This window comes from Megasphaera sp. SC8-1, from assembly GCF_024436295.1.
GTDB classification, from domain to species: Bacteria; Bacillota; Negativicutes; order Veillonellales; family Megasphaeraceae; genus Megasphaera; species Megasphaera elsdenii.
The window spans coordinates 40,782-56,952 of sequence record NZ_JANFQH010000011.1; the positions used below are offsets into that span (position 1 = coordinate 40,782).

General features: G+C 53.4%; 17 protein-coding genes and 1 other RNA gene. 1 reads left to right on the plus strand and 17 read right to left on the minus strand.

Annotated elements, in window-relative coordinates:
* Positions 1-153: 153 nt before the first annotated feature.
* The 13 genes from eis to NOS26_RS03860 all read right to left on the minus strand — a co-directional run bounded on the left by eis (position 154) and on the right by NOS26_RS03860 (position 11,609).
* On the minus strand, positions 154-1,314 hold the full coding sequence (gene eis, locus NOS26_RS03800; RefSeq protein ID WP_014015438.1) for an enhanced intracellular survival protein Eis: 1,161 nt from the start codon (positions 1,312-1,314) through the stop codon (positions 154-156).
* A 12-nt stretch (positions 1,315-1,326) separates the two neighbouring features.
* Positions 1,327-2,211: a phosphatidylglycerol lysyltransferase domain-containing protein gene (locus NOS26_RS03805; RefSeq protein WP_353885128.1), complete on the minus strand. Its 885-nt coding sequence runs from the start codon at positions 2,209-2,211 to the stop codon at positions 1,327-1,329.
* A 46-nt stretch (positions 2,212-2,257) separates the two neighbouring features.
* Entirely contained in the window at positions 2,258-2,866 is a 609-nt protein-coding gene (locus tag NOS26_RS03810) for a DNA-3-methyladenine glycosylase (protein WP_255917304.1), read from the minus strand.
* Positions 2,863-3,612, minus strand: coding sequence for an IclR family transcriptional regulator (locus tag NOS26_RS03815; RefSeq protein ID WP_255917305.1), 750 nt, complete (start codon positions 3,610-3,612; stop codon positions 2,863-2,865). Before NOS26_RS03815 ends, NOS26_RS03810 begins: the two co-directional genes overlap by 4 nt.
* A 21-nt stretch (positions 3,613-3,633) precedes the next feature.
* Positions 3,634-4,809, minus strand: coding sequence for an efflux RND transporter periplasmic adaptor subunit (locus NOS26_RS03820; RefSeq protein WP_014015442.1), 1,176 nt, complete (start codon positions 4,807-4,809; stop codon positions 3,634-3,636).
* A gap of 21 nt (positions 4,810-4,830) precedes the next feature.
* Positions 4,831-5,076 carry a pro-sigmaK processing inhibitor BofA family protein gene (locus tag NOS26_RS03825; protein ID WP_014015443.1) on the minus strand — a complete coding sequence of 82 codons (246 nt, stop codon included), beginning with the start codon at positions 5,074-5,076 and terminating at the stop codon, positions 4,831-4,833.
* Positions 5,077-5,083: 7 nt separating this feature from the next.
* Complete coding sequence (gene recR, locus NOS26_RS03830) at positions 5,084-5,674, minus strand: recombination mediator RecR (RefSeq protein WP_014015444.1); 591 nt, start codon at positions 5,672-5,674, stop codon at positions 5,084-5,086.
* Positions 5,674-5,991 carry a YbaB/EbfC family nucleoid-associated protein gene (locus tag NOS26_RS03835; protein ID WP_014015445.1) on the minus strand — a complete coding sequence of 106 codons (318 nt, stop codon included), beginning with the start codon at positions 5,989-5,991 and terminating at the stop codon, positions 5,674-5,676. Before NOS26_RS03835 ends, recR begins: the two co-directional genes overlap by 1 nt.
* A gap of 27 nt (positions 5,992-6,018) precedes the next feature.
* Complete coding sequence (gene dnaX, locus NOS26_RS03840) at positions 6,019-7,938, minus strand: DNA polymerase III subunit gamma/tau (RefSeq protein ID WP_255917306.1); 1,920 nt, start codon at positions 7,936-7,938, stop codon at positions 6,019-6,021.
* 40 nt (positions 7,939-7,978) lie between these two features.
* An RNA gene (gene ffs, locus NOS26_RS03845) (signal recognition particle sRNA large type) lies at positions 7,979-8,172 on the minus strand.
* A gap of 183 nt (positions 8,173-8,355) precedes the next feature.
* Complete coding sequence (locus NOS26_RS03850; RefSeq protein WP_255917307.1) at positions 8,356-9,468, minus strand: OmpA family protein; 1,113 nt, start codon at positions 9,466-9,468, stop codon at positions 8,356-8,358.
* 134 nt (positions 9,469-9,602) lie between these two features.
* Positions 9,603-11,147 carry a M20/M25/M40 family metallo-hydrolase gene (locus NOS26_RS03855; RefSeq protein WP_255917308.1) on the minus strand — a complete coding sequence of 515 codons (1,545 nt, stop codon included), beginning with the start codon at positions 11,145-11,147 and terminating at the stop codon, positions 9,603-9,605.
* A gap of 12 nt (positions 11,148-11,159) precedes the next feature.
* Positions 11,160-11,609 carry a GtrA family protein gene (locus tag NOS26_RS03860; protein WP_014015449.1) on the minus strand — a complete coding sequence of 150 codons (450 nt, stop codon included), beginning with the start codon at positions 11,607-11,609 and terminating at the stop codon, positions 11,160-11,162.
* Between the two features lie 200 nt (positions 11,610-11,809).
* Between NOS26_RS03860 and NOS26_RS03865 the strand changes: the two genes are divergently transcribed.
* Positions 11,810-12,193 (plus strand): MarR family winged helix-turn-helix transcriptional regulator, encoded by a 384-nt coding sequence (locus NOS26_RS03865; protein WP_051014185.1) that lies wholly within the window; start codon positions 11,810-11,812, stop codon positions 12,191-12,193.
* Positions 12,194-12,293: 100 nt separating this feature from the next.
* On the opposite strand, the gene NOS26_RS03870 is transcribed toward NOS26_RS03865, so the two are convergent.
* The 4 genes from NOS26_RS03870 to sfsA all read right to left on the minus strand — a co-directional run bounded on the left by NOS26_RS03870 (position 12,294) and on the right by sfsA (position 16,086).
* Positions 12,294-13,691 carry a GntP family permease gene (locus NOS26_RS03870; protein ID WP_014015451.1) on the minus strand — a complete coding sequence of 466 codons (1,398 nt, stop codon included), beginning with the start codon at positions 13,689-13,691 and terminating at the stop codon, positions 12,294-12,296.
* Between the two features lie 193 nt (positions 13,692-13,884).
* On the minus strand, positions 13,885-14,307 hold the full coding sequence (locus tag NOS26_RS03875; RefSeq protein ID WP_022496865.1) for an OmpH family outer membrane protein: 423 nt from the start codon (positions 14,305-14,307) through the stop codon (positions 13,885-13,887).
* A gap of 16 nt (positions 14,308-14,323) precedes the next feature.
* Entirely contained in the window at positions 14,324-14,911 is a 588-nt protein-coding gene (locus tag NOS26_RS03880; RefSeq protein ID WP_014015453.1) for a hydrolase, read from the minus strand.
* 29 nt (positions 14,912-14,940) lie between these two features.
* The gene (gene sfsA / locus NOS26_RS03885) at positions 14,941-16,086 is read right to left on the minus strand and encodes a DNA/RNA nuclease SfsA (RefSeq protein ID WP_370687617.1); all 1,146 of its coding nucleotides are present in this window, start codon (positions 16,084-16,086) and stop codon (positions 14,941-14,943) included.
* Positions 16,087-16,171 lie beyond the last annotated feature (85 nt).

Here is a 16,171-nt window from a genome sequence, read left to right on the forward strand (position 1 = left end):
TTTAAGTTGTTAGTGGTTAGTGGCTAGTGAATGGTTTCGTAGGGGCCGTCCCAAAGGGCGGCCCGCCATGGATTTGTATAATCCCCTACGGATTACGAGCCACGTACGAGCTCCTACGAGCCACGAATCACTAACAACGAACCACAAAAGACACTAATACCACTCGTTGATCCAGTTTTTTTCGGTCGGGAAGAGGGCCTGCAGGGTTTGCAGGGCCTGTTCATTTCCCTGTAGTTTTTCATTGAAAACCAGGTCGTTTACATCCATAGCGCCAAAGGCTAATAAAGCCAGGGTACCGATGGGCAGGGTAACGTCGGCCTGCTCATTCTTTTCTTGGGTAACTACGGGTTTACCATTGTTTACTGTCAAGGTAAAGGTCCCGCAGTTCCAATCCGCCAAGGGGTCTTCCGTATGGAAGGTAACCGTACCGTCGGTCTGGTAGGGAAGCTGTTCCAAGGCCCCTTTGACATCGACGATGCGTCCCGTCATGAAGGGCATCGTTTCATGGCCCTGTTTCCCGTCGGGATAAAAGCGATAGGACTGGTCATGGATGCCTTCGTTCCATTGGAAGGCCTCGCCTTGAGAACGGTGGTTGTACATATAGCCTAAGAGGCCCCGTTTTCCCTTGCGGCAGGTGTAAACAAATTCACCGCTGATGATGGTCGGTTCTCCCAGCTGATAGAAGGCATAGCCAATCGGTTCGTCCCCATCGAAGCAGACAGCGATATTGCCTTCGGCCAGCTGGGCCTCGATATGGCTCCGCCAGCTCTGTTCATCGCGCAGGGCATAGCCGGACAGGCCCTTCGTATAACCTTCATAAACGGCGGCCAGATAAGGCCACTGATCCGGGCTGTTGACAAAGGCATAGCGCACGGTCCGGTCCGTCAGAGGCCGCAAGGCTTCCAGGGGCATCGTTTCCTTCCACTGATGACAATAGAGTTCATAGCCATAAGGCTGATAGAAACCGGCCTTGCTGGGCATGAGGATGTGAATGTAATGGCCGCGGCGCTTCATTTCCTTTAGGGCTGCCGTCAACAGTTTCCCGCCGACACCGCTGCGCCGGGCTGCAGGATGCGTTGCCAGACCGACGATATACGACGTGTCGATGGCTTTGCCGCGCAGGCACAGCGTATACGGATTGAGATGGGTCAGGCAGGCCATATCATCGCCTTCAAAGCCCATGAGGACGTTTTCAGGCCGATAAAAATGATTGAAATACCACTGGAAAAACGGATCTTCCCGGTGTTCGAAACAATAGTCCCAAAGGCTTTCGACGAGGCCCCGGTCCGATTCAGTCGCTAAACGGAAGTGCATAGAAAGGCCCCCTTATTTCTGGCGCAGTGTGACGTCGTATTTTTCGACGAAGTGATCCGGATTATACGATTCTTTGGAATGGCGCAGGCCGGGAATCCCCATGTCTTCTTCGCGGTTGACGTACGTCGTGTGCGGCCAGGCATGGACGACAAATTCATGGTTGATGACCTGGTACAGGCCGCGGATGGTCGGATCGCTCTTTTCAAAATGGATGATAGCCGTATCATCGTTGAGCATTTCACCGATGGAGAAGGCGACGATCTTATTATACATGCGGATGGCGCCGCCTGTCGGCTGGAGGACTTCCCAGTTGTTAAAGACCGTTTCGATGGCATGGCGTTCGCCTAAGAGTTCATCGTCTTCATCGCCGGCTTCATGCTGGTCATACCAGGACTGTTCAGCGGCCAGACATTCATCGAAGATATCTTCCGTAATGGGGACGTATTCCCAGTTGCCGAAATACTGATTACGGAAATGGTTGAGGTTATTCTTCTTCTGGCGGTATTTCTTGCCCGACAGATTAATCAGGTTCTGCGTCAGGTAGACGTATTCATAATTGTCCCGGTCCGGCGTGAAGTCGTAACAGTCTTCGCAGAGCGCTTTGATCCGTTCGACAGCAGCCGGCGTGACGCCTTTCATCAAGAAAGGATAGCCGTGTTCTTCGAACCATTCATGCATGCGCAGGACGCCTTTAGCGAAACTGCCGTCTTTGCGGGCGAAAGGCGGGATCCAGAACTGTTTCTTGCCGCGGCCCGAGCGGATGTAGAGGACATTGTCTTCTTCAGCCCACTGGATTTCATAGGGCTTCTGCCAGGCAAAGAGCGTCATAAAGGTAGCATCAGCCTGTTCATATCTTTTCTGATGAAAATAGTCATCTATAATAGGTTTATCTTCCAAACGGATTTCTCTAAATTCAATAATAGTAATCTCCCCCTAACTAGGATTACAATTTAGACACATAAGGATTGTCTTTTATATAGAACCGCCAGGGAAAATGCTTTCCCCGTTCGGCATAGTCAATATTGATGCGCGTCGTCTGAACGATAGAAAAAGGTTCCTGACGCAGCGGATGGGCCAGATAGAGTTCATCACCGGTCAAATCCAGACCGTTCTGGTCCCGCGTAATAGCCAGGGCCTGGCAAAGTTTTCCCGGCCCGTTAGTCAGATTCTTGCTGACTTTCTTCGCCTTCCGGCGCTGTACCATGAGCGGAGTCCCTTCAGCTGGTTCAACAGCCCGTATGAGCACGGCCTGGCCCTGTCCTTCCGGACCGGCGACGACATTGAAGCAGCAGTACATGCCGTAAATCAGGTAGACATAACTGATGCCGCCGGCGTGGAACATCGGTGCCGTCCGCTTGGTAAGGCCATGAAAGCTATGGGCTCCGTCGTCAGCAAAGCCGTCGTAACAGCCGCCATAAGCTTCGGTCTCGACGATGAGGCCACTGCAGAGGCCCTGCGGCGTTTCATGGATGAGGTACTGCCCCAGCAGGCGCGAGGCCAGTACGCTGGCGTCGACGCAAAACTCGTCAGCCCTCCATTTCCGGCCGGTCATGTTTTCTTCCGGTAGCCCAGGGAATGGGAAATCTCATAGGCATACTGGCTCATGGTGAACAGCATTTTCTGACGGATCGAGTCATAGAAACGCATAGACGGCCCGGCGATAGTCAAAGAGGCGATGACCTGGCCTTCAAAATTGAAGATAGGTACCGACAGGGCAAATAAGCCGTGTTCGCTTTCATCCTGAGTCATGGCATAGCCATTATGGCGGATGGCCGCGAACTCTTCTTCAGAAATATTGCCGTATTTTTCAATGTACCGCTTGCGTTCGTCATCGCTCGTCCAGGCCAGCAGGACCCGGCCGGCAGCCCCCTTATAGAGCGGCAGGGACTCCCCGATGGGGATGACCCGGCGCAGGGAATGGGTGCTTTCGACGTGGTCCAGGCAGATGCGGCAGTCGCCTTCGGCAATGTAAATGCTGACCGTTTCATTAAACAACTGCTGTAAACGCCGTAAATAAGGTTTGGCCAAAGTGATGACATTCTCTGTCCAATGAGACGAATAGCCCAGCGCCAGGGCTCGAGGACCGAGGCGGTACTGCTTGGACGTATCGTTGCGGGTCAAATACTGGCGCCGCTCCAAGGTGTTTACAATGCGGAAGGCCGTCGACGTATTCAAGTGGGTGTGTTCGGCAATGTCCTTCAGGGTCATGCCGGTATTACATTCCACGAAGAGGTCGAGGACGTCGAGGCTCTTTTCCAAGGACTTCAATAAACTGCTGTGATGCTCTTCTTTTGCCACTGGCTCTCACCTTCCTTGGAATTACGATTTAACTTTCATGCCGATTTCCAGCGAATCCGGCGGATCGGCAACGACGACATCGCCTTCGTCGAGGCCGTCGAGGATGACGACGCGGCCGTCTTCTTCATCGCCAGTCAGGACGGAACGGGCATCGGCCAGGCCGCTGTCATTGACGATGTAAACGAAGTCACCGCTGTCTTTGGTCCGGACCGCCGTCTTGGGAACGGTAATCTGGGACACTTCTTTCGGCGTGGCGATGCGGACGTGATAAAATTCACCGGGAACGAACAGGTTCTTGGCGTTGTTGAAAGTGACCTTGGCCATATAAGAACCGGTCGAAGGATCCTTGGTCGTTGCCAGATAGGTCAGTTCCCCCGTTTCCGTTTCGCCCGAAGCGGCAATGATAGATACTTGCAGGCTGCCGTCTTTTTTGGCATCCTGTAAAGCGTCAATGTACATTTCAGGAATGGCAAAGGTCGCCACTAACGGCGACATCTGCTGAATCGTAGCCAGGACATTGCCGGCGACGGCGACAGACGGATTATCCGATACGGCCGTGACACGGCCGTCAATGGGCGAATAAATCGTCGTATTGCCTAACATATCGCGGGCAGCCTGGACGGCCTGCTGCAGCTGGGCGATTTTTTCATGGTCCACAGCCGGCGCTTCCTGGACCTGGACGGTCTGAGTCGTCTCGCCCTGAGAAGAACCTGAAGAGCCGCCAGCATCAGCCATCATCTGATTGTATTCGACTTTCGATAAGGCCCCCATATTATACCAGGCCTTCAATTCCGCCCGGTGGCCGCTGTTATCGCCGCCACCACCGCCGCCGCTGCTGGCAGCCGGTACGGTAACGGTCTTATACGTCGGCGTCGCAGCCGATGAAGCAGCGACAAGCTGCGATTCAGCCTGGCTGACGCTCTGCTGATACGGTGCTGAATCAACTTGGACGACGACGTCGCCAGCCTTGACTTCCTGGCCGACGGCCAACGGTGTCGATACGAGTTTCCCCGACAGTTTCGGCACGATATTGGTCATATGTAAAGCCGTAATATTGGCATCCAGCGTCAGAGCCACAGGATGATCCGACTTGGAAACCGTTTCAGTTTTCGTAGACACGCTGTTGCCGCAGCCCGAAAGGACTGATACAGCCAAGGCAGCCGTGCAGGCAAGGACGGCCCATTTTTTCAATTTCACGATATCCCCTCTTCGCGTAGGTTAAAAAAACGTGTAATACAAGGTAACCAGTACGACCCCGGGCAAGCCGAACAGACCGATAATGAGGCCTGTCCCGATGGTGATGGGGACGTGCTGGAAGCCAAAAAGATAGCCAAAATGGTTGACGCCGTACAGGACAATGAGGCCGACGACGACATTGACCAGTAAATGGCGCATCGGTGCCAAGATGAGCTTATGCACTAAGAACAGGACAAAAACGCCTGCGGCTATCCATAGATATTCCATAATACCCTCACATTTCCTGCCGATTGGCAACGGCACCAGCCAGCGTCGCTTCGTCAGCATATTCAATGTCGCCGCCCATGGGAAGCCCGCGGGCAATGCGGGTCACGCGGATGCCGGCCGTCTTGATGAGGCGGGCCAGGTATAACGCCGTCGCTTCGCCTTCTACGTCAGGATCGGTAGCCAAGATGACTTCCTTGACCGTCGTATTCCCCAGACGCTGCAGGAGCTCGCGGATACGCAGGTCTTCGACGTTGACGCCGTCTAAAGGCGATAAGGCCCCGTGCAGGACGTGATATAAGCCGTGGTAATCGCCGCTGCGTTCAATGGCCTGGACATCCTGCGGCGTTTCGACGACGCAGATCGTCGAGCGGTCGCGGCTGATGTCGCTGCAAATCGGGCACGGATCCTGGGACGATAAGTTGAAGCAGACCGAGCAGAAGTGCATATTCGCTTTGGCATCGCGGATAGCATCGACAAATTCGTCGACACGGCTGGCCGGCTGCTGGACGATATAGTAAGCCAGCTTGCGTGCCGTCTTGACGCCAATGCCGGGAAGGCGGCGGAACTCTTCCGTCAGCTTATCTAATGGCGTATCCATTAAAACATGCCCGGCAGGTGCATGCCACCGGTGATCTTGCTCATTTCCTGAGCCATCATATCGTCCACTTTCTTGTTGGCTTCATTGACGGCAGCGACCATGAGGTCTTCCAGCATTTCAGCGTCTTCCGGGTCGATGATGCTTGGGTCGATGTGGACGCTTTCGACGTTCTTTTCACCGTTCATGACGATGGTCAGGACACCGCCGCCGACGGTCGCTTCGACAGTGCGTTTCTTCAAATCTTCCTGCAGTTTCTTCATTTCTTTCTGCATTTTCTGTACTTTCTTCATCATACCTTGCATATTTCCACCAAACATTTGTTTTCCTCCTAATTTTGTGTAAACTTATTTTTTATTTTCTATATATATATTACAGTCTCCTACGTTTTTAAGCAATGGTCCCAAGGCGGCTCGTTCGGCTTCATCCATATCCTCGATGGAAGCCGGTTGCCATGCCGTTTCATCGCTGGAACTAGCTGCTTCTTGAGATGGCGCAGGAACTGGAATATCCTCTTCGGGCAGCGGTTCAGGTTCCGCCGGCCGGGTCAGGTTACTCTTTTTTTTTTCGTACCCATCCAGTTCGGCATCACCTTCCAAAAAGCCCTGCATGTGGTACGTGCCACCCAGTATCTGGGATAAGGCAGCATCAGTAAACTTATAGTAATCTTCCCGGTTGGCCCTTTTCACCATGAAGGCCGTCTTAAAGGCGACGATGATCTGACCTTCGCCGATGTAAACGACGCGGCCGTTGCGGATACAGGACAAGACGGCTTTCTTCTTTTCTTTATCGAGAATGGCGCACATCTTTTTCCAGACGTCCTGGTATTCGGCCGATGCGACAGGCTGCGCTGCCGGGGACGGTGCCGGAGCGGGTACGTTCGCAGCCGGAGCGGCCGCCTTCACGGGCTCGGGCCGGGGCGGTGCCGGTGGCACAGGCGGACGAGCAGGCTGGGGCATAGCGGCCGCAGCTTCCTGTACCGGTGCCTGGCCAACGGTGGGTCCAGGTGAAGTAAACTCTTCTTCCGGAAAGGGAACAGCTTCTTCCAGGCCGTAGCCGCCGCTGTAATCGTCCTCTTCCGGAACTGGGACGACTTCCGGCTTTTCTGCCACAGCAGTTTTAGCCGGTTTAGCCGGAGCCTTGGCGGCAGAAGCCGCTGCAACGGGGACAACGGGCGGCTGATTCAGCTGCCGCGCTGCCATGAGCAGCCCCATTTCCACGGCAATGCGCGGAACCGGCGACGTCTTGGCCGTCAGCAGTGCCTGCTGTAAAATGGCCAGGACTTGAAAAACTGCCGCTGGCGTCCATTCGCCAGCCTGTTTACGCAACTCGTCGAGGCAGTCGTCGTAAGCCGAAAGGGTGTCGGAAGATGACACGGCCTGGCAGAGCATGACGGCCCGCAAATGAGCCAGCAGCTCCATCAAGATGACCCGCGGCTCCTTGCCCATATGGATGACGTCGTCGACAGCCTTGATGATGACATCGCCTTGGCCGTCGAAAATGGCCTGAGCCAGGGAAAACAGCCAGTCTTTGCCGATGAGGCCTAGCAAATCGCGGACGACGCCTTCGTCAATGGTACCGCTCGTGTTGCTAACGCACTGGTCGAGCATACTCAAAGCATCGCGCATGCCGCCGTCGGCCTGGACAGCCAGGATATGGGCAGCACCTTTGGTCAGGTCGATCTGTTCCTGTCCGGCCACATAGAGCAGGCGTTTGGCAATATCCTCGCTGGTAATACGCCGGAATTCATAACGCTGACAGCGCGACAAGATGGTCATGGGAATCCGTTCCGGCTCCGTCGTCGCCAGGATGAAGATGACATGGGCCGGCGGTTCTTCCAGGGTCTTCAGAAGGGCATTGAAAGCTTCTGTCGTCAGCATATGGACTTCATCGATGATGTAAATCTTCTTATGGCCTTCAGCCGGCATGAATTTAATCGTTTCCCGCAAGGTGCGGATGTCTTCGATGCTGCGGTTGGAAGCGGCATCGATTTCGACGACATCCAGGGACTCGCCGCTCATGATGTGGCGGCAGACTTCACATTCATTGCACGGGTGGGACGTCGGCCCGTGGACACAGTTCATGGCCCGGGCAAAAATTTTAGCCGTGCTCGTCTTGCCCGTCCCGCGGGGACCGGAAAACAAGTAAGCATGGGCTACTTTGTCCGTATCTATCGCTTTTTGCAGGGTTTCCGTGATATGGGACTGGCCGACGACATCTTCAAAATCCTTCGGCCGCCATTTGCGGTATAATGCAATATATGCCATGAGTCTTTCCCTTCCGTATACGAAAAAAAGCAGCTAACCGCTGCTTTTACCAACTGAAAAGTACTCGTGTATGATAACCCGCCAGGTTTCCTCGTGGCACATGGAAAGGTCTACTTATTGCTGCTTCCTCTCGGACCTGACAAGGTTCATAGGTTCCCATTGCACAAGCCCCGGCGGATTACCACGCACCAGTACTTTTATTAAGTTAGCTACATTATTATATCGTGAAAACAGAAGTTTGGCAAGGATAAATTCCCTTTTTGAGGGAATTTCTGGTTTGAAGTTTGATGTATGATGTTTGAAGCGATGGCTTTTAAATTTTGCTCCATCTACATCAAACGTCAAACATCTCACATCAAACAAAAAAACAGGCTATCATAAAGATAGCCTGTTTTTTCTAGCCACGAGCCACTAAACTTAGTGATTCTGCCAGATATCTACGCGGCGGTTGTCAGCGCGGCCCTGTTCGGTGTCGTTGGTGCTGACGGGGTCCGTTTTGCCTTTGTAGTCGAGCTGCATCTGCGAAGCCGGTACGCCCTGACTTTCAGCATATGCTGCTACGTTGTCTACGCGGCGTTTGGAAAGGTCATCGTTGTAAGCGTTGGAGCCTTTGGCATCGGTGTTGCCGACGAGTTTGAACGTATCGCTCGGGTTTGCTTTAGCAACCTGGACGAAGTGGTCCATCTTAGCGCGTTCGGAAGCGAGCGGCTGGTCTTCGTCGAAGCCGAAGTGAACGCTTTCAACGTAGTAGTCGTTCTTCTGGACCGGCGTTTCAACGACCGGTGCCGGAGTCGGTTCCGGCGTGTAAACCGGTTCCGGAGCCGGAGCTTCTTTGTGGCCGCCGCCGAAGCGATAGGAGAGGCCAGCGATGAAGCCTTTGTAGGAGATGTTAGCGTCGTCTTTGTTGCCAAAGGTGGAATCGCCGCCATCAGCCAATTTGGTGTTCAAGTAACGATAGCCAGCATTGATGTCGAGGTCCGGTGTAATGCTGTAGCCGAGGCCAGCTTCCCACATGGTCGTCTTCTTAGTGCCGACAGCGCCTTTAGCGTAGAAGTCGAGGTTCTTAGCCAGGGGAGCTTTGGCAATCAAGCCGAGCTGAGCGACGTTGTTGGTGTCGTTAGCATCGCCGCCGAGGTCGTTTTTAATGCGGTTCCAGCCGGCGTAAGCAGCGAAGTTCTTGTTGATGGAGTAAACAAGGTTTACTTCGTGTTCATCGCCATCGGTCTTGTAGGATTTGTTGTTGTCGCTCTTAGTCTTCAAGCCGTAGTAGTTGTACTGCAAAGCCCATTTGTCAGAAAGGCCGTAGCCAAGGCCGCCCTGGAAATCCCATTTGGAGTCAGTATCTTCCTGACCACCCTTCCATTCGTCTTTGGCCCAGTTGCTGGAGTCAACCGAAGCTTTCGGGTTCCAAGCGCCCAAGTCGAGCTGCCACTGTCCCTGGTTCCACTGCGTCTGCGGCGTAGCGAAAGCAAAGGAAGTAGCGCAGGCTGCCATGACTGCAGCCAATACTAAAGATTTCTTTTTCATCATAAATCCCAGCTTCCTATTGGTATTTAATAGTGCCACCTATGACATTATTATGTTCTAGTATATCATATCATTGTCACAAATGGGTTACATTATTTCATGCTTTTTAGTAATGTCTTGACCGACCATCATACATTTTATAATTCAGCCTGGCCGACGTAAGAAATGATGGTATCGAGGATATGAGGCAATTTCTGCGATACGCTTTCAATATGGACGCGTTCTGTCCGTTCGTGCAAATCCTTGCCCCACGGTCCCAGGAGGAGGAAGGGAATCTGCAATTTTTTCAGGCTTTCCAAGTCAAAAGGATAGGCTTTGCCCCAGAGGAGCAAGTTCTTTTCGACCATACCTTCGTCAAAATCGGGGTCGACGCAGCAGTAACTGCAATCGGAAACGCCGTTGAAATAGCGTTCAAAGCGGACATCCATCATCGAGGAAATCTTTTCCAGCAAGCCTGTAAAGGCCGGCGTCGGGAAAGACAGGCTGTCGGCTGCCGGATAATAAGGCGGCGCAAAAGCGACGACGGCCATCGGCGCCGTAATGCCCGTAAAATCGAGGATCTGCTCCAAGAGGTGTATCGTTTCTTCGGCATAGGTGCTGCGCCCGTCTTGCAGGGCGACGAAAGAAGCCTGTTTAGCCGCTTCATAGAAGACGTCGAAGCCGGGGTAGGCCGCAGCCTGCTGCAAGAGCTCATCTGCACTGCAGACGGAGACGGGCAGATTGCTGCCCATGGTCTGCTGCAAGTCATGGACGGCCCTCCGCGTTTCTTCCAAAAGGACATACATGACATCGTCCGGTGTCTTGTCGTAAGTCAGAAGGTTCAGGGCGGCAGCTACGCGCTGGGGCAGGGTCACGTCGTAGCGTTCCTTGCGGTCCCGCAGATAGACCCAGGCCGGCGGCGGCGTCTGTTCACCATCGCAGCTGTCGGTCAGTTCCCGGCTGCCTTCGGTCGCCGCGATGAGGTGGGCCAGGACGCCGACGGGATTCATGCCTTTATCATAGCAGCCGATGTGGACTGGTTCGCCCTGTACCAGGACGACGGGCAGGATTTTACCGACAGAACCGGTGTAAGCGACGAGTTTCCCCTGTTCTTTATGATTCGGTTCGCTATCGATGAGGATATCATAGGTCAGACCATAAGAAGAGCGCAGTTCGTTGAGCAGGGTAATGGCCGTCCGCATGCCGGCCGAATACGTTTCTTCATCAGGCAGGGATAAATAAATCAGGCTGGCCTTGCCCGGATGGGCTGCATAATCCTCAAAGACGGCTAATTGCGCAGCCGCGCCGCCTTTCATGTCACAGGAGCCGCGGCCAAAGAGCCATTCCCCGCTTTCCCAGTCCCGGCGCACGTCCTCACTGAGCGGAGCCCGTTCCAGTGCCTTATACAGCCCTTGCGGGTCAAAGGCCTGGTCCCGCAGATAGCCATAGGACTCTACGTCGACGACATCGTGATGATTCATGAAAATGACCGTATGGCCCGTACTGCCGCGGACGAGGCCGTAGACGACAGACCGCTGGCAATTATCGTCGGGTACGTGGATGAGGCCGCTGGCGACGCCATCGAGATGAGAAAAGAACTGCTGCAGGTACAATTCCATCTGCCGTTCTTTAGGCGTATTCGTCTCGCTGTCAATATGAATCATATCTTGTAAAATTTCCATAACGCGTGCTGCTCGTGCCATAGAGACACCCCCTTACTTAAAAATCCATTTCTTACGCGACACATAATTCCAAACGGTGACGATGGCACTGGCCATGATTTTCGACACCATCGGATTCAGCCCTAAAATAGCCGGTGACGTAAACAGCCACATGAGCAGGAGATTCCAGCCCAGGCCGATGGCACTGACAACGAAGACCAGGGACACTTCCGTCCCGCGGTGATAGCGGCTGCCGCTGTCGAAGACAAAGCGGTTACAGAGCACATAATGATATAGCGTCGACGAGGCAAAAGCCAGGGTCGTCGCAGCCAGGACGGTCTGCGTCTGCATCGAAAACACAGCACCGGCTGACAACAGCCGAAAGAAAATATAAAAAAGCGACCATTCCAAGAGAGCCGCCGAGCCGCCGACGAGAAGGTACATGAAGATTTTCATATACTCGTTGTTGGTATAATCAAAGCCAAAAATCTGCTTGCGTTTCATAGAACCCTTCCTTTGCATGTTTTCACATTTATTATACGGCAAGGCAAAAATAAAAGCTACTTACTAGATAGATATGCAAAAATATGATAAAATGTAAACTAATTAGGAATACGAAATATTGTCAGAAGGAAGGCAGATATCCTGTGGATTACACGAGATGCATTAATTTTTTGCTAACCATTTCACAACATGAAGTCTTTTTGATCTTCTCCGAAAACCTTTCCGAGTTCGGCATCACACCGGGACAATACGGCGTCCTGGCCTGTCTCTGGAAAGATGAAACGCTGACGCCGAAGGAAATTGCCAACATCCTGCGCGTCGAAAACTCCACCATTTCCGGCGTCCTCGACCGGATGCAGAAGCGAGGCCTCATCGACCGCATCCTCGACCCCAATAACCGCCGCAGCATCCGCGTCAAACCGACGGCTGCCGGCATGGCCATCAAAGAACCGGTCCAGAAGCGTATCGAAGAACTGAACGACATGGTCTTTAAAGATTTTAAGCCAGAAGAGCGGGAGGAACTACTGAACCTGCTCACACGCATCGGAAAAGTCTGTGCCGCTGATTTGAAAGAAGGGAAATGAAAAAGGCGCTGTCCTCGAAGACAGCGCCTTTTTGAGTGGTTAGTGGCTAGTGGTTAGCATTTGTAGGGGCCGTCCCAAAGGGCGGCCCGCTAATAACCAATCATACAATACCAGTTAACATGTAGAAGAATACGCCGAAGAAGGCGACGACTACTTTCAAGAGGGTAATGGCGAACATATCCTTATAAGCTTCGCGATGAGTCAGACCGCAGATAGCCAAGGTCGTGATGACAGCGCCGTTATGGGGCAGGCTGTCCATACCGCCGGAAGCCATGGCTGCAATACGGTGGACGACTTCAGCCGGAATACCGACAGCAGCTGTTTCTGCCAGGAAGTGCTGACCAAAGATATCGAGGGCGATACTCAAACCACCGGAAGCAGAACCGGTGATACCAGCCAGGATGTTGACCATCAAGGCGACGTTGAACAACGGCATGCCCTGGCCGATACCGAGGAGGGCATCAGCGACTTCCATGAAGCCCGGCAAGGACGAAATTACGTTGCCGTAACCAACTTCCGATGCCGTGTTCATGATTGCCAGCAGGGAACCTAAGGCGCCGGCATTGAGAGCAGCTTTGACGCTGGTGTTCTTGGACATGAATTTGCGGCCCGTTGCAGCGGCGATGATGATAGCAGCCAAGAGACCGAGGACCAGGGCCCAGATAGCGACGACATTGTGGACGCCTTTAGCCAACAGGGGCACGTTCATGGCGCGGAACGGTTCTAATAAGGATTCATCCCACTGGAAAATCATGGAGAAGTAGAAGTTCAGGACCAGGACGACGATGAGCGGAATGATGGACAACTGCCAGGGCGGAAGAGAAGCTTCCGGATCGATGACCGTTTCATTGAGGGTATGGTTGCCATAGCCTTCGCCGGAACGGGCCATCTGTTTGCGGCGAAATTCGAGGTAAATGAAGCAGAGGACGATCAATAAAGTACCACAAATCAAACCTAAGATCGGAGCGGCAAAAGTCGTCGTTCCCAAATAAATCGTCGGGATGATGTTCTGGATCTGCGGCGAACCAGGATAGCAGTCCATGGTAGCCGTGAAGACGCCGGCAACGAAGCAGGCCGGAATCAAACGTTTCGGAATATCAGCTTCGCGGAACAGAGCGGCAGCGAAGGGATAAACAGCAAAAGCACAGACGAACATGGAAATACCGCCATAGCAGAGGATCATGCAGGCGAAGACGACGGCGAAGACAGCCTTATCTTTCCCGATGAGCTTGATCGTTTCCATAGCGATACTGCGGGCCATGCCCGTTTCTTCCATGACCTTGCCGAAAACGGCACCGAGGAGGAAGACCGGGAAGAAGGATTTGATGTAGGTAACGGCTTTAGCCATGAACAATTCCGTATACCCCGGTAAAATCGGCAGCCCCGAAAAGCTGGCTGCAAAGAGGGCGAAAATCGGCGCAAACAAAATAACCGAGAATCCGCGATAAGCAAATGTGACAAGTAAAAATAAACTTAGGACGATAGCAACAATTTCCATCTACTTGTTCTCCTTTTCTTTTAGTTTCCGAATGACTCATTTCGTACCCTTATCATACGTTAGAGCCATAGGGAATAAAAGATAACGCCCTAAGACAACCTTTGCGCTTTTTGCCCGTTTTGGAAATTCCATGAATGCAAAAGGACTTGCCGCCATGCGACAAGTCCTTTTAAGTGGTTAGTGGCTATGGGTATTATTTCAATTTAGCAGCGACGTCTTTGGTGATGTCCTGGGCCTGGCCGATGACGACGGAGCCCGAGAGGACGACGTAGTCCAGGCCTTTTTCTTTCTGGACGGCCTGGGTCTTAGCGAGGATATCCTTTTCCAAGGGCGAGAACAGGGCGATGCGCTGCTGGTTCAGTTTGGTGTTATATTTCTGTACCAGTGCCTGCTGAGCGGCCTTGTCGTTAGTCTTTTTTAATTCTTTCTGGAAATCCTGCTGAGCCGATTTGACGTCGGACTGCCAAGCAGCCATGGTCTTAGCGTACTGCGGATGCTGCTGCAAGAGAGCACCGGCATTGATCGTGCCCAAGCCCGATGCGAAGGATACGCCGGCAGCGCTGAGGGTCAGCATGGCTGCGGCTACAGTGGTCATCATCATTTTACGTAATTTCATAGTGGTTTCCTCCTATTTATTCTTCTACGCCTGTCAGTTCCAGACATTCCTTGCGGACGCCGTCTTCACAGGAGCGCATAGCTAAAATCGTCTTTTCAAAGAGGTCGTTCAGGTCCCAGCCAAGGGTTTCTGCCCCCTGTTTGATGACATCCCGGGAACAGCCAGCGGCGAAGCGCTTATCTTTGAATTTCTTCTTCAGGCTCTTGACTTCCATGTCTTTCGTGCTCTTGGACGGACGCATTTTGGCGGCAGCCCAGATGAGGCCCGTCAATTCGTCGGCCGCGAAGAGGACTTTTTCCATCAAGTGTTCCGGTGCGACGTCGACACAGATGCCATAGCCATGGCAGACGACAGCGTGGATGAAAGCGTCGTCGGCATCGATTTCTTTCAACAGTTCCGGCGCCTTTTTACAGTGCTGGTCCGGATATTTTTCAAAATCCACATCGTGGAGCAGGCCGACGAGTCCCCAGAAATCGACGTCGTCGCCATAGCCCAGTTCCTGGGCATACCAGCGCATGACGCCTTCGACGGTCAGAGCATGCATGATGTGAAACGGTTCCTGATTATATTTTTGCAATAAAGCCAATGCTTGTGCGCGTTCCATGTCTTTATCTCCCCCTAGCAAATTGTGATTTACCCCATTATAGCATAAAAAATAGACGAGTCTAGGCGGTTCATGCGGAAATCTTCGACAATCTGGATGAAGGGCCGGTAATGGATGGGATTGACCGTAAAGCCGAAGAGATGGGATGGGCATGTACAGTCCGTGCAACCAAAGCCGTCGATGGACCAGTCGGAAACGGCGCCGACGGCCTGTGCCAGATCGTGTTCCAGGTCATCGGCCGTCCGGATGGGCAGGGCGGCGACGACGTCCGCTTCCTGCCGCAGGTAATCGATATGCCAGTGCATCTTCTTGCGCTTGCGGCTGTGCCGGGCCAGGCGGGCAGCCAGGTTCTTCCGGGCCGACCCGGTATAGACATAGTAGCCGGCCGGGAAATGGAAGCTCCCTTTGGAACCGATGACGATATCCTTCGTTTCTGGCAGGTGCAGGATGAATGTATAATCACCGCCGTCGTGATTCTCCCGTTCCAGGATAGCCTGGGGATACGCTAACACACCGGCTACGCCGGACCGGGAAAAGGAGCCGTCCCAGTGCAGGGCCAGGGCTTTCCAGTCCAGGTGCGGTGCCGCTTCATAAAAGGCCTGGGCAAAGGCCGGATCCGTATGATAATCCGGCAGGAACCAGCGGGCCCGGTCCCAATGGACCAGGAACAAGACGCCCGTATGGATGCCCTGACGACTCATGGCGGCTAGTTCCAGGATATGCTTTCGGCCCCGTTCGGTGACGGCATCGGGGAACATGGCGCCGTTTCGGCTGAAAAGGGTACACGACTTGACTTCGACGAAAAAGCGTTCTTCTCCCCGTCCCAGTAGGAGGTCGAAGCGGCTGTCGCCGACGGTGACTTCCCGGCGGATGAGGTCCCAGTCTTCCCAGCCGGGGATGCGGTGTTCCTGGACCAGCCAGGCCGCCGTATCATTATTGTACTGCGTATCGAGCAGAATCGGGATGCCGTCGCGCTCGATGCCGACGACGTCGTAAGCCGTCCGCCGCTTGGGATTAGTCGCCGGCCGGACATAGACCGTGACGCCGGGAAAGAGCAATTCCCACATTCGCCCTGGATTGGGCATATGACAAGTTGCGATGTCGCCATCGAGAGAAACATGGGCGATAAAACGATTCGGCCTGTCGACAAAGGCGCCGCGTTGTATATCATGCATTTCCAATAGTGAAAACCTCCCTTGGTAAAATGAAAAAGGGCTGTCGCATAAGCGAGCAGCCCTTTTTCGTGGTTCGTTTGCCGAA

Coding starts and splice junctions, on each gene's coding strand:
- eis (WP_014015438.1), bottom strand. CDS start 1,314: ATGCACTTCCGTTTAGCGACTGAATCGGACCGGGGCCTCGTCGAAAGC.
- NOS26_RS03810 (WP_255917304.1), bottom strand. CDS start 2,866: ATGACCGGCCGGAAATGGAGGGCTGACGAGTTTTGCGTCGACGCCAGC.
- NOS26_RS03825 (WP_014015443.1), bottom strand. CDS start 5,076: ATGGAATATCTATGGATAGCCGCAGGCGTTTTTGTCCTGTTCTTAGTG.
- recR (WP_014015444.1), bottom strand. CDS start 5,674: ATGGATACGCCATTAGATAAGCTGACGGAAGAGTTCCGCCGCCTTCCC.
- NOS26_RS03835 (WP_014015445.1), bottom strand. CDS start 5,991: ATGTTTGGTGGAAATATGCAAGGTATGATGAAGAAAGTACAGAAAATG.
- dnaX (WP_255917306.1), bottom strand. CDS start 7,938: ATGGCATATATTGCATTATACCGCAAATGGCGGCCGAAGGATTTTGAA.
- NOS26_RS03850 (WP_255917307.1), bottom strand. CDS start 9,468: ATGATGAAAAAGAAATCTTTAGTATTGGCTGCAGTCATGGCAGCCTGC.
- NOS26_RS03855 (WP_255917308.1), bottom strand. CDS start 11,147: ATGGCACGAGCAGCACGCGTTATGGAAATTTTACAAGATATGATTCAT.
- NOS26_RS03860 (WP_014015449.1), bottom strand. CDS start 11,609: ATGAAACGCAAGCAGATTTTTGGCTTTGATTATACCAACAACGAGTAT.
- NOS26_RS03870 (WP_014015451.1), bottom strand. CDS start 13,691: ATGGAAATTGTTGCTATCGTCCTAAGTTTATTTTTACTTGTCACATTT.
- NOS26_RS03875 (WP_022496865.1), bottom strand. CDS start 14,307: ATGAAATTACGTAAAATGATGATGACCACTGTAGCCGCAGCCATGCTG.
- NOS26_RS03880 (WP_014015453.1), bottom strand. CDS start 14,911: ATGGAACGCGCACAAGCATTGGCTTTATTGCAAAAATATAATCAGGAA.
- sfsA (WP_370687617.1), bottom strand. CDS start 16,086: ATGCATGATATACAACGCGGCGCCTTTGTCGACAGGCCGAATCGTTTT.